9 protein-coding genes are annotated in these 13,187 nt (G+C 62.3%); 2 read left to right on the top strand and 7 right to left on the bottom strand.

Annotation, left to right across the window (positions count from 1 at the left end; translation table 11 throughout):
- Positions 1–12 precede the first annotated feature (12 nt).
- Both ACZK3W_RS18065 and ACZK3W_RS18070 read right to left on the bottom strand, forming a co-directional pair.
- Positions 13–1,005 carry a YiiG family protein gene (locus ACZK3W_RS18065; RefSeq protein WP_478450144.1) on the bottom strand — a complete coding sequence of 331 codons (993 nt, stop codon included), beginning with the start codon at positions 1,003–1,005 and terminating at the stop codon, positions 13–15.
- 93 nt (positions 1,006–1,098) lie between these two features.
- Entirely contained in the window at positions 1,099–1,917 is an 819-nt protein-coding gene (locus ACZK3W_RS18070) for an SDR family oxidoreductase (protein WP_071228178.1), read from the bottom strand.
- Between the two features lie 108 nt (positions 1,918–2,025).
- On the opposite strand from ACZK3W_RS18070, the gene ACZK3W_RS18075 reads away from it, so the two are divergent.
- Complete coding sequence (locus ACZK3W_RS18075) at positions 2,026–2,709, top strand: hypothetical protein (protein WP_478450145.1); 684 nt, start codon at positions 2,026–2,028, stop codon at positions 2,707–2,709.
- A 141-nt stretch (positions 2,710–2,850) separates the two neighbouring features.
- Here ACZK3W_RS18075 and ACZK3W_RS18080 read toward each other — a convergent pair whose 3' ends face one another.
- From ACZK3W_RS18080 to ACZK3W_RS18100, 5 genes are all read right to left on the bottom strand, one after another.
- Positions 2,851–3,354, bottom strand: a complete 504-nt coding sequence (locus tag ACZK3W_RS18080) for a hypothetical protein (RefSeq protein ID WP_478450146.1) — start codon at positions 3,352–3,354, stop codon at positions 2,851–2,853.
- A complete protein-coding gene (locus tag ACZK3W_RS18085; protein WP_478450147.1) occupies positions 3,354–4,358 on the bottom strand; it encodes an RHS repeat domain-containing protein in 1,005 nt (334 codons plus the stop codon). The genes ACZK3W_RS18080 and ACZK3W_RS18085 overlap by 1 nt, the downstream gene beginning before the upstream one ends.
- 14 nt (positions 4,359–4,372) lie before the next feature.
- Positions 4,373–9,631, bottom strand: a complete 5,259-nt coding sequence (locus ACZK3W_RS18090) for an RHS repeat protein (RefSeq protein WP_478450148.1) — start codon at positions 9,629–9,631, stop codon at positions 4,373–4,375.
- A 183-nt stretch (positions 9,632–9,814) separates the two neighbouring features.
- Entirely contained in the window at positions 9,815–10,303 is a 489-nt protein-coding gene (locus ACZK3W_RS18095; RefSeq protein ID WP_428993073.1) for a DUF2867 domain-containing protein, read from the bottom strand.
- 14 nt (positions 10,304–10,317) lie between these two features.
- Positions 10,318–10,980 (bottom strand): serine/threonine-protein kinase, encoded by a 663-nt coding sequence (locus tag ACZK3W_RS18100; protein WP_049400706.1) that lies wholly within the window; start codon positions 10,978–10,980, stop codon positions 10,318–10,320.
- 85 nt (positions 10,981–11,065) lie between these two features.
- Here ACZK3W_RS18100 and ACZK3W_RS18105 point away from each other — a divergent pair, with 85 nt between their 5' ends.
- The gene (locus ACZK3W_RS18105; protein ID WP_180838356.1) at positions 11,066–13,060 is read left to right on the top strand and encodes a bifunctional DedA family/phosphatase PAP2 family protein; all 1,995 of its coding nucleotides are present in this window, start codon (positions 11,066–11,068) and stop codon (positions 13,058–13,060) included.
- The last annotated feature ends 127 nt before the right edge of the window (positions 13,061–13,187 follow it).

Genomic DNA, 13,187 nt, shown 5'->3' on the forward strand with positions numbered 1-13,187 from the left:
CTGGCGCGCCGGTCACTGGCGGTTGCTCTGGAAAACGAGCGTGTTGTATTCCTGCATGAGCTTGCTGGCAGAGCCACGCGGCGCCATCGACGGCGAATCAAGCATGCGTCGTTCGAAATCGGTGTAAGGCTTTTTCTCGCTGACGCGCTGCAGCCGCTCCTTGCCTTCGCGCCGGAAATTCTCGGCCCCACGTTCGAAGCCTTCCCAGTCCGACTTGCCCGGCTCCTGGTCGGCAACCTTGGCGTGCGCTTCATCGGAAATGCGGTTGAAGGCATCCAGGCGTTCGCGGGCCTTGGCCTGATCGAAATCATCCTCGCTCATCAGATCCATGATGGCCTTGGCTTCCAGCATCATCGCCAGACGGTAGTACTCGCGCGTGCGCCCCTCGGCCTGTTCCAGCGCCTTGAGCTGCTCGCGCTGGGCAGCGTCGTTCTGGCGCTCCAGCTCGGCATTGAACATTTCGCTGGCAGCCACGAAATCCTTGAAGGCGGCCATCAAGGGCGCGTGCAGCTGCTTGCCCTTGGCGAACTGGTCGTCTTCGTAGTCCTGGCGATCGTAGTAGTCATGCGCGCCCTTGCTGACCGGCACCAGCGCCTTCAGCGCCTGCTGGTAGTGACCTGCAGCCGCATCGAGTTCGGCCAGCGCCGGCTTGGCAGCAATCGCCTCGGTCACCGGAGCGTCGCACTGCTTCATGTCGTAGTCGCTGATCTCGAACGGGCCGTACACGTGCGTCTCGCGTCCGGTCGGGCCAGCGTCGACATCCTTGATCCAGCGCGTGTAGGACTGGATGCTGCCGTGGGTTTTCGAATCCAGCGCGTTGAAGCAGCCGATGTAGGCGTTGAGCTTGGCGGTCAACTGCTGCTGTGTATCGGACGGGGCCGTGCTGGCGTCCGGCGTGCCGGAGGCAGCGGCGCCGCCCGCAGCTACGGGTGCCTTGCCACCGCAGGCGGCCAGGATCAACGACAGCGAAGCGGCCAGCGCCGCGACGGAAAGAGTGCGTGACATGTGCTCACATCCTTGTTGAAAACGATTACAGCCACGCATTCTAGCGCAGCAGGCCGAGGGTCGCAGCCCTCGGCTTCTTCCGGCGACGCGCGGTCAATCCAGGAACAGATCCGGCAGCAACGGCCGCGACGGATCCACCGCGTATCCGGAAAGATCGGTGATACCGGCCTGTGCCAGCACTTCATCGTCGATCAGGAACTGGCCGTGGAAGCCGGCCGCTTCACGCACCAGCACCGCATGTGCGGCATCGGCCATGATCTGCGGCGTGCGGCAGCCAGCCGCATCCACGCCCGGAATCATGTTGATCGCATCGGTGGCGATCACCGTGCGCGGCCACAGCGCATTCACCGCCACGCCCTGCGGACCGAATTCGGCGGCCAGGCCCAGGGTGACGAAGCTCATGCCCATCTTCGCCAGCGTGTAGCCGGTGTGCGGTGCCCACCACTTCGGCTCCAGGCTCGGCGGCGGCGCCAGGGTGAGGATGTGCGGGTTCGGCGCCTGCAGCAGGTACGGCAGGCAGGCCTGCGCGCACAGGAAGCTGCCACGCGAATTGACCTGCTGCATCAGGTCGAAGCGCTTCATCGGCGTATCCAGCGTGCCGCGCAACCAGATCGCGCTGGCGTTGTTGATCAGGATGTCGATGCCACCGAAGGTATCGACCGTGGCCGCCACCGCCGCCTGCACCTGCTCTTCCTCGCGGATGTCGCACTTCAGGGCCAGGCCCTGGCCGCCAGCCGCCGTTACCGCTTCGGCCGCGGTATGGATGGTGCCCGGCAGCTTCGGGTTCGGCACCGACGACTTGGCCGCAATGGCCACATTGGCGCCGTCGCGCGCAGCGCGCAGTGCGATGGCCAGGCCGATGCCGCGCGAGGCACCGGTGATGAAAAGCGTTTTGCCCTGCAGACTGCCCACGTTCCACACTCCAGCGTATGCAATGAGCCGCTAGTATGCCGCGCCGACGCGGAGTTCACCCGGCCTTGACGATACTCGGGCCTCCAGTCAACGCACGAGGTCCACGCCATGCGCCGTTCCCGCCTGTTGCTGCCTGCCCTGGGGCTTGCCCTGCTGACCGCCTGCCAGGGCCGTTCGCCGGAACCGGGCAAGGAGCCACCTGCCGGTGACACGCCCAGCGCAGAGAAGGCCGCCGCCGACGGCAAGCTGCGCTGGAGCGAGGCCGTGGTGTGGGATGGCGACCTCAACGCCTGCCGCCAGGGCGAAAATGCGGCCACCCGCGAGTGCCTGCGCGATGCGATGCGCGCCGGTGGCGCCAGCGCCGATGCCATTGCTGCCGCCGAGCAGTTGTCCACCGGCGGTGAGCTGGCCTATGTGACGGCCTGGCACGAGAACGAAGGCCTGGGCATTGCCACGGTCGAGTATCCGTTCCGCGCCAACACCAACGAAGGCACCCGCCTGGTCGATGCCAGCGGCAAGCGCATCGATGTGGATGCCGTGCAGTTGGACGACACCCTGCGTGCCGACCCCGCTGTGCAGGAACTGCTGAAGGCCAACCCGCAGGCCACGCCGTTCGCGCCGGCACAGTCGGCCGGCGCTTCGCCATTGGACAACGGCGGCATCCGCCTGCTGTACCGCACGCCGCTGCGCGACTGCCACGCCTGCCCGGATGTGGGGCAGTTGCAGATCGCCTATGACTTCGATGCCAAGCGCAACTTCATCGGCCAGCAGGTGGTGCCGGCAACGCCGTAAGGCGTTGAGCGTCGCGATGCTGTGGTCGCCGGGCCATGCCCGGCGACATCGACCGAGCGGACCGTGGATATTGGCTTTCCCCTGACCAAAAGCCGAACGACGACCAGAGCGGCAGTACCTCATATTTCGCGACGGAGAGAATCAAAGGGATCGTCGATAGAATGATTCAGTCGCCAACCGGCTTTCAATTACCGATCTAACATAGGTAGCCCGCGCCTTGCCGGACTGTGAGTACTCGGCAAAAATCGCCATTGCCTCGGACCTCATCTCGGCACCACCGGTGGCCGTAAATACGAAAAATGAGGGCTCAAGATAACCAACAGTCTCTCGCATGAATCGCCTGCACTCATCAAGCGGAAAATCTATGGCGTAATCCGCCCAATCGATGTAGCGCCTCCAGAAAGCAGAAACCCCCCATTTCCCGCGTTTCTCATCAACAAAGAGCTTCAACTCAGAGAGCATGTTGGCGCATGCATCTACAGTTTCGTCATCCAAATCCAGGAAAGCGACGCGACCGGGATCAACCGCCTGCCAACAAAAAACCATAAAGTCTGCAACAAAGTCCTCTTCACAACCTTCGAAGAAATTGCTCTTATACCAAGCAATAGTTTTAGCCACATCAGCCAATTCATCAGAATCAATCATCATCTCACCTTTCCGGCGACATTAACGCCTGCATTGACTATCTCACCGTTCCGCACATGAACCCAAACCTGCGCCCCTCCTCTCATCGTCTGAGTGTACGTACTGACGCCAGCCGAGGCTGCATCTTGCGTCATTAGCCGCGCGGCAACGGCATCCACCCTTAGGTTCGCTGGGTTTGCGCTAACACGCTGAAAAAGGCCAACAAATCTCATCTGTGAAGCAAGTGTGCCGGGGTTTACATGTCCCGTGGCGCTTCTAAATACATGCCCTGTTCGTACCGCAAAGTTGAATCGAGCAAGCATTGGAATTGCAACAGGAGCAGAAGCCAGCCCTCCACCACCTCGCGAGTACATTGCAGGTATCGCGACATCATGAAAGAGGGCGCCGATATCAAAGATGTTTCCATTCTTTGTCAGATCTCCCGACAAGCCAAGACGCGATTTCATCTCCTGCCAGCTGGAATTTGATTCTCCTCCAGATACTAAGCCCGGAGATGAACCTGAGGATGGCGCCCTCGGAATCGGCGATTCAGATGATGTAGGCCCAGTGGCCGTCGTATTCCCACCTGTACTCTTACATGTACCATCGCTATTCGTGATTCTAGACCCAGTACAGCGACCATCTGGATCAAAGAAAGTATAGGGATTCAACGCCGAATACATGTATCGGTTAAACAGCGCCCCGTTGTTCAAGCCCACGTCGACCGGATCTGTCGATAGGAATATCCCGATCAACGGATCATAGTACCGCTGCTGCATGTACGTCAGCCCCGTCGCCGAGTCCGACACATGCCCTGTGAACCCCGGCAGGTCTCCCTTCGCGTCACCTACGACCGCACCATAGGGCTCGTACACAGTGCGCTCGATGATCGCGCCGCTCGCGTCGGAAATGGCAACCGGGGAGCCCAGCGCATCGGTATGCACGTACTGGATGATTTCCTGCGCAGCGACTTGTCCGCTCAGGATCAGGCCAAGCCACATAAAACACGAAGCAAATAACTTCATTCCATTGCGCCTCATCACCGCGGCACCCCGCCGCCGTCTTCATCCAGATCGCCCAGGTCGTAGATGGGCTGTGCGTACGGCGGGTCAGACCACGCAGAACATCCACTCGCGTTGCAGGCCCGCACGACATGCGAAGGCGCGCAATAGGCCGATGAGGAGACGTTGGACGACACTTCGGTCGCGGGACCGTCGTACTGCTTCATACCGCCAGGCACTTGCAACTGATAGCTGGCTGCGCCCGCGCTGGCGGTCCATGTAACCTCACAACGCTGTTGTCGCAGACGCTTGAGTCGCCACGTGGTCTGCAGCGAGTGGGTAATCTTCGGGGTCGCTGGCGGCGGTGTGGAGTTGATGCTGGCAACCGCAGAGTACCCGCTGCAACCCGAGACATTGCAGGCCTTGACCCTGTAGCCGTAAACCCCATAGCCAAGACCGCTGCGATTCGACTGTGTCGATCCATCGTTCTGGACCAGTGACCAAGCGCCACTGTTGATACGCTCTTCAAGCATGTAGTTGATTGCCATGGAAACAGCACTCCAACTCACCACGGCAGTACCTGATGCCGTCGCTGCTGGCGCGCTGATCACGGGAGAGGCCGGCGGTCGGATTACAGAAACGACAGCAGAAGCCGAGTAGACGCCCCAGCCAGCATCGTTGCCCGCGCGAACCCGATATCCATAGTTTCCGGTCCCCTTGCCACTGAACCCCTGGCTTGTACTGCTGACCGAAGCCACGGCTTTCCATGCGCCGCCATTGACGTTCTCCTCAAGCGAATAGCGGGCTGCGCCTGCAACGCTGCCCCATGAAATCGTGTAGCTGCCATTGAGGCTTTGTGCCGGAACAGTGATTGATGTAGCCGCAGCGGGTGGATAGATCACCGTGGTCGAAGCGATGGCTGATTCAGGACCGCATCCAGCCGGATTGCAGCCATAGATGCGGTAACCATAACTGCCGGCCGTCTTACCTGAAACTGCACGGCTACGTACAGCGCTTTCCTGCACACTCTGCCAAGCCCCCGAACCGACACGCTCCTGCAAGCGATAGGTGGCGGCGCCAGCCACCTCCGTCCAACTCACCACATAGCTCCCGTTGAAGGCGGTTGCCGGCACCGAGGCCACGGCCTTTCCCGTGGGAGCACGCTGCACCACCACGCTGGCCGTAGCAGACCAACCGCTGCAACTGTTCTGCTGACAGGCCCTAACGGCGTAGCCAAAGGTCCCCTCTGCCTTCGCCGATACATTCCAACTGCGGTCAGCACCGGTGTAGGCAGTAGCCCAAGCCCCCGAACCGCTCTGTTCACGCAGCTCATAGCGCGTAGCATAGGATACCGCCGTCCATTGCAATGCATAGGCACCATTGCTGCTGAAGACGGGTGCGGTCAGCACCGGTGTAGTCGGCGCCACAATCTGGATAGCCTGAGCAATCAAGCTGCCGTTGAGGTGAATGTACTCGGTGTTGCGGCCTTCCCTGGCATTCTCCTGGCGACGCAACACGCCATCATTGCCATACAACGAACGGATGTTCGAGTTTTCGCCAGTCCCCGTGGATAGAATGCGTCGACCGTGAGCGTCGTAGCGATATCGCTCGGCACTGGCCACTGTTCGCAGACGATTTCCGAAGTCGAAGCTGTAGGCTACGCCGCTGCGATTGGACAGATTGCCTTGCACGTCGTAGCTCAGGCCAAGTGTGGTTGCACCACCACTATTCTGTACATTGGTCAATCGATTCTTGGCGTCATACCAGTAGACATGGTCCTTGACGCCAGCCAACTTGGCCGAGCGCAGATTATCCACAGCATCGTAGGTGTAGCGATAGACGCCGTCGCCCCCGAACGACGGCGACGTAGCCTGGATCAATCGGTCCAGGCCATCGTATGCCATGGTCCGGGTCCGCTTGGCGTCCAGATTGTCGACAATACGAGCGACATTGCCGTTCGCGTCGTACTCGTATGTGCTATCGAGGGCTCCCTTGCTGTCGGTGACGCGGGTGGGCAGCTGCCGCTGGTTCTGAGCCATCGTGTGGACGATGCCATTGCCATAGGTGAACTGCTTCATGCCGCCATTGGGATAGTAGGTGACGCTGGATGCAAAGCTACCCGCCTTGGTGGGCTGGCCAAATGCGTTGGGCGCATAGTCAACGAAGCGACCGCTCGGATAGGTAAGTGCGGACAAGGCACCATTGGTGTCGTAGGCATACCCGAGCGCCTGTATGCCAAGCGTGCTGTCACTGGATGTTTCCGCCGTCAACAGACCACGCTTGTTATACGTAAAGGTGTTGATCGACTGAGTGGCCCCACCATCGTTGACGGTGGTCACGGTCGCGGGCCTTCCGTCCTTGGTATAGATCCAGCTCTGGTTGCCATTCTTGTCAGGGAAACCCAACGTCGACAGCCGATTGCGAGCATCATACCCACGCACGACCTTACGCGCCGCCACGCTCGCCGCCCCGGAATCGCAAGCAGTGGCACTGGGTAGATCCAGGCCTGCCGCACTCCACGCGAGATTGCCTGCTGCGTCATAACCCATGACGGTCGCACCGGTTTCCGGCTCTATGCTCTTGCAAAGCTGCTGATTACCGTCATACACGTAGCTACGGACAATCTTGGTGCTGCTGTCCTGGCTGCGGCGCGCGATCGAGCGCGGCTTGCCGAAGATGTCGCGCCCGATCTCGGTAAAGGTGCCCGCAGGGTGGGTGATCGATACCGGCGCCTCTGTCGAGGGTGCACCGAAGGCCTGGAATGTGGTCACCGTGGCGTTGCCCTTCGGGTCAACCACCTTCAAACCACCACCGTTCAGATAGCTGGTCAGGGAGGTCAGAATCCCTGTCTCACCGTCGACCGAAACCGAGGTTTGCCGCCCCAGTGCATCGTAGCCCGTCCAGGTACCCGTGCTCAGTGACGCGGATCCACCAACGTGCGAAGCGAACACCTGCCTTCCCGCTTCGTCATAGGCGAACCGCTGATAGCGCTGGGTGGTGCTACGGGCGGAATCGTCATATTCCTCCGTCAGCAGCGGTCGCCAGAAGGCATCGAAGAAGACACTGCGGCGGGAATTCCCGGTCGCAACGACCTGTCTCCAGTGACCTGCCGCAATACCGTACTCATCACCATTGATGGGAGCAAACTGCTGCGTCGTACGCGCCCAGGCAACGCTATCACCTGCTGGCCAATCAATGGCTGCGACGCGCCCCATTGCATCGTAGCTGTACTGGGTAGCCGCACCATTTTCATCGGTGATGCTGGCGACCCAGCCGTTATCGTCCACCACCGCCGACTGCGTAGCGCCGTCGGCAAACTGGATCTGCTGTGGCGTGCCGCGCTTCCAGCCGGAAAGCGTGGTGCGGTTGCCGCGACCATCAGCAACCGTGGCAATAGTTCCGTCCGCGTTGTAGGTCAGTATCTGCTTCAGAGCCCCATAGGAGCGCACTTCGGCCGGCCGCATCAGACCATCAAACGCCGTTTGTTCAACCACCACGCCAGTGTTTTCGTTGGTGATCTTCGCCGTCGCCCCCAGTATCCACCTGTTGCGGTCGTCCGCGTACTGGGTCGCGTCGGTCCTGTTTCCCAAAGGACTGGAACTGTTGACACGCAACGGGCGAGCCAGGTCGTCGAAGGACAATATGCTGGTCTGATAGTTGACGCCGTCCTGCTGAATGGCTTCGGCCACCACTGGACGCACCTGGGCTGTACTGGGCTCGTCACCGCTGTAGATGATTCCATACAGCGGAACAAACGGTTGACTCTTGGCTTCATCGCTCGACATGTAAACCGATGTCGATGTTCTGAGCGTTTTTCCGGTCGCATCAACTACGCTGCTGCCCAGCAGGCGGCCCTCATTGAGGGCGTACTGCGAGCCATAGCGATAGAGCGTGCGGGTTCCGTCAGGATTAACTACAGAAACCTGCTTTTCCTGCTTGCAGTTCGTGCACGGATAGATTGCCGGCCCTCCGGCCCCGCCCCAGAGCGCCTCGAATCCATCCCCATAGCCATATTGCCACTGGAGGGCTTTCGACAGCCCTGGCCCCCAGATCTTCTTCGAGTAAAGCGAGACAACATCGAAGAAGTAGGGCATAGCGACTTCGTAGTAGTACTGCGAGTTGGAGATTCGCCGGACACACTCGCTTGCGTGCAGACCGCTTCGGTACTGGCGCCCATTGGAGAAGCTGAACTCCCCTGTCGCACCAGATGGATGCTGGATGGTCATGATCAGCCGGCCATCGCGCGGCGGCGGCTGTTCGAGGCAATCGGGTCGGCTGTTGCCATCCCATGCGATATCATCGAACGCCTTCAACGCACTCGAATACGAGTAGCGCCATGCACTTCCATCCGGCAGCGCGACATGATTGAGGCGGTTCTGCCCTTCAACCTGCCCATAGGCATAAGTCCACGTGCGCCCCGCTGCCGTCACAGAGGCCAACAGCGAGCCATTATAGGAAAGTGATATCTCGCGCCCATCGCTGGACCAGATACGTACAGGATGCCCATTGCCGTTGTACTGGTACTGCACCCAGTTACCGGAACGATCCTCCACGCGGCTTGCCATCAGATACATCCGCATGCGTGCGATCTGGCTGCGGTCACCCAGACCGCCGGATTTCACCAGCGTCCCGCCGTAACGACTGAACGCAGTATCGAAGAAATAGCTCACCCCTGCAGTGGTCTTGACCCGGTATCCTTCACCAGCCAGACCTGACTTCATCGGTATGCAATCGATCGCGTCCCGTTGCGACGTGGTCCATTTCCTGGCAATGCCATCACTCGGCACTGGCTGGTTCTGCCAGATTCCCAGCATCGTCCGATCGCCGCCCTCAGGCACGTGCACGACGTTTCCTTGCCAGACTTCGTTGAGACGGAAGGTAATGGGACCGCGCGGAACCATATTTACACTGCAGCGATCATTGGCCCATGAGTTGGCTCCCGGCAGCATCGCCACAATGTAGGGAACGTCCACCTCCCAACCGCCGACTCCCTCGATGTTGGCGTTGAAGCTTCCAGCCCCCACCAGATCCATCTCGACGCTGAAGCGACGCCGCATCTGCACAGGCAGTGCGTTGTTGCCGGGCAGGCTGACATCGGTCACGGCAAATTCGGTCTTGCCGTTGTAGAGGCTGACACTCTCACCAAAGAGATCGTCCTTCAGCGCGGTCAGATTCTGTGCGGACTCGATGAGCTTGCGATACTCCTGATACGGCTGGACCGCCGAGACCGTTCCCGCACCCACACACAGCACCAGTACCGCAACTGCGCGGTACTGCCAAGTAGAAAATCGACTCACAGCATTCCCCTCGCGTCCGCATGCGAACCCGCGCCAGGGCGGCGCGACGACGCTTCCATGCGACTCTCTCGCTCTCGATTCTAGGTGAGTACCACGAGCAGATGAAAGATGTTTTCAGCGCCAATTATCTGGCGTCTGTGCGCAATCATTGAATTGCGAACAGCACCCACGCATGGCGTGGATCTACCGGTACAACTGCACCTTCTTTTTCAACAGATGCGGCACGATCAGCCGATGCACGGGCGCAACCGGCAGCATGTACACGCGCCCGAACGCGTTGTGCGTATGCACCACGGTCGCCACTTCCAGCACGTCGCCCTGCCACTGCAGCGCCAGCTGCACGCGCAGGTGGCGGTCGTCGTCTTCCAGCACGATGGCATCGTCGTCCAGCGACTGCAGGGTGAAGATGCCCAGCCGCTGGCCGGGTTGAGGATCCGCAACAACCTGCACCGCCCGCAACGAGCCCAGGTGCTTCATGCCGAGCAGGCGCATGCCGTGGTTGCGCAGCGCCATCAGCCCATCGAACCAGCCGGGAATGGTCGCGGCCATATCGCGGTAGGCCTGCAGGGCCGAGCGCCCATCGCGACGAGTCGTCGCCTGGCAGGCGTGCACGAAGTCGGCACCGGGCAATTGCGCACGCAGCACACTGCAGGCAGTTGGCGGCCTGCTCACGACGGACGCACTGCTCACGGCTTCGGCCCCTGCCCTTCGTTGTCTTCCCAATGCAGGATGCGGCGGGTCACGAAGCGATAGACCGGCTTGCCGGTAGCGAACCACAGTTCGCGCACCCACGAGGTGCGCTTGAGCACGCGCTTCTCCACCGGGGTGAGCGATTCACGGCAGTACATGCGCTTGTGCTTGAGCAGGTGGCGCAGGTCCTCGCGGGCCAGCAGCCGCATCCAGCGCGAGCGCGGGTTGCCGATCACCGCCAGCTGGAAGTCGATCAGCGCCGGACGACCGTCTTCGGTGACCAGCCAGTTGGCTTCCTTGGCCAGGTCGTTGTGGGCCACGCCATTGCGGTGCAGCTGCTGCAGCAGCCGACGCGCCGAGCGGAACCAGGCCAGGTCACCGCGTGGTGGACGCTGGTACATGGCGTCGCCGGCCATGAAACTGCGATCGAGATGACGGCCATCCCACGCCAGCAGCTGCGGCACATCGGCCATGCCGTGGATGTGGCGCAGCGCGCGTGCTTCCCGGCGGGCCAGCCACCAGGCCGGCAGCCGCAGCCACAGCGGCGTGGCGCCCAGATCACGGCGCACGAAGGGGCCATCGGGCCCTTTCACAAGAAGGATCTGGCCGAAGCTGTCGGCCTTCAAAGCATGCGGTGGAGCGTCTGGCGTATGCGGCATGAGCCCATTCTAGGCGATGGCGCCGGTTGCAAACGGTCACGAAGCGGCTGGGAACCAGTCACCTTCACGCCCCTATAATCGGGCAATGGACTCTTCATGGATCGACGCCACGCTCGCGTGGATTGCCGCTCACCCCGTGTTGGCGGGTGCCGTTATCTTCCTCATCGCCTTCTGCGATGCGGTCATCATTCTTGGCGCCATCGTGCCGGCGCTGCCGTTGCTGTTCGCGGTGGGCGTGTTCATCGGCCTGGGCCAGATCTCCGGGCCGTACGCGGTTGCGGCTGCAGCCCTGGGCGCCTTTGCCGGCGACGGCATCAGCTACTGGATCGGCCGCCGTTGGGGTGACCGACTGCGCGGCGTCTGGCCGTTCAGCCGCTACCCGCAGCTGCTCGACCGGGGTGAGAACCTGTTCCGCCGCAATGCGTTCAAGAGCATCCTGATCGCACGCTACGTCGGCGCGATCCGCCCGTTCGTGCCCGCCATTGCCGGCATGATGAAGATGCCAGCCAGCCGTTACGTGCAGGCCAGCGGCATCGCCAGCATTTCCTGGGCGGTGCTGTTCCTGGCGCCAGGCTGGATCCTCGGCGAAGCCTACGACGCAGTCGCGGCGGTGGCCGGGCGTCTGGTGGTGGTGGTCGGCCTGCTGGCGGTGATCCTCAGCCTGGTCTGGGCCATCGTGCTGTACGGCTACCGCTGGTCGGCCGCGCGCATGGACAACTGGCTGGCGCGCCTGCTGGACTGGTCCAACCGTCATCCGACGCTGGGCCGCTACACCGTTGGCGTGCTGGACCCGAAGCGCCGCGAGTCGGTGCCGCTGGCGATGCTGGCACTGATGCTGCTGGTGCTGGGCTGGGGCTGGTTCGCGCTGCTGACCGTGGTAGTTGCGCATGGGGAGCCGCTGGCAATCGATCTGCTGGTGCACCAGGCCATGCTGGCACTGCGCAACCCGCTGGCCGACTACCCGATGGCCGCGCTGGCTTCGCTGGGGGCGTGGCAGGTACTGCTGCCGGCCACCGCTGCGGCGATGGGCTACCTGATCTGGCGCCGGCGCTGGATGGCGGCCGCGCACTGGCTGGCCGCCCTCGCCTTCGGCCTGGCGCTGACCATGCTGCTGGGCGCCACCGTGGATGTGGTGCGCCCGATCGATGCCAGCAGCGGCTTCGGCTTCCCGTCGGTGTCGGTGACCATGGCCACCATCACCTTCGGCTTCTTCGCGGTGCTGATCGCCCGCGAGATGCCCGGCCGCACCCGCGTCTGGCCGTACCTGGTGTCGGGCATCGTGGTCAGCCTGATCGGCTTCTCGCGCCTGTACCTGGGCGCGCATTGGCTGAGCGATGTGATCGGCGGCATGCTGTTCGGCACGTTCTGGCTGCTGGTGCTGGGCATCGCCTACCGCCGCCGCTTCAACCGCTCGTTCTGGGTGAAGCCGGTGGCCTGGCTGTTCTACGGCGTATTCGCCGTGGCGGCGATGTGGTACGCGCCGCGCCACATTCCGGTGAAGCTGGAGCGTTTCGAGCCGACCCTGCCGGCACCGCAGGCGATGGATGCGCAGGCCTGGTGGCAGCACGACTGGGCCACGCTGCCGGCGCGCCGCAACGAGTTCGACGACGACCAGCGCTGGCCGCTGGACGTGCAGGTGGCGGGCCCGCTGGCGCCGCTGCAGGCGCAGCTGGAAGCCCGCGGCTGGAAGCGGCAGGAGCAGGCCGGCTGGCAGCAGGCGCTGCTGATGCTGGACAAGAACACCGGCGCCGATGAGCTGCCGGTATTGCCGGCAACGCTGGACACCCGCGTGGAAGCCTTGCTGATGGTGCGCCAGGGCGCGAAGCCGGATGAGCGCTATGTGCTGCGCTTGTGGCCGGCACCCGCGCAGCTGCAGCCGGGCAACACGCCGCTGTGGCTGGGCAGTGCACAGACCCTGCGTTACGAGCGCCACTTCGAATGGATCGGCATGTGGCACCCGCTGCGGGGTGTCGACCCGGCGTTGAACGCGGTGAAGGACGCCGTGCAGGACCTGCCGCAGCGGGAGGATGTGCACAGCGAAACCGGGCTGCCGGTGTTGCGGTTGAAGACCATGCCGTGATCGAGCCGGTGCTTCTCTGGTAGTCGCCAACCTTGGTTGGCGCTTCGGGTGAAGGCTGCCAACCAAGGTTGGCAACTACTGGTTCCGGCGCGCTCTGTCCGTCGCCAACCCTGGCGTTTCCCGGTTC

The sequence above is a fragment of the Stenotrophomonas sp. 80084_Sma genome (assembly GCF_056481995.1).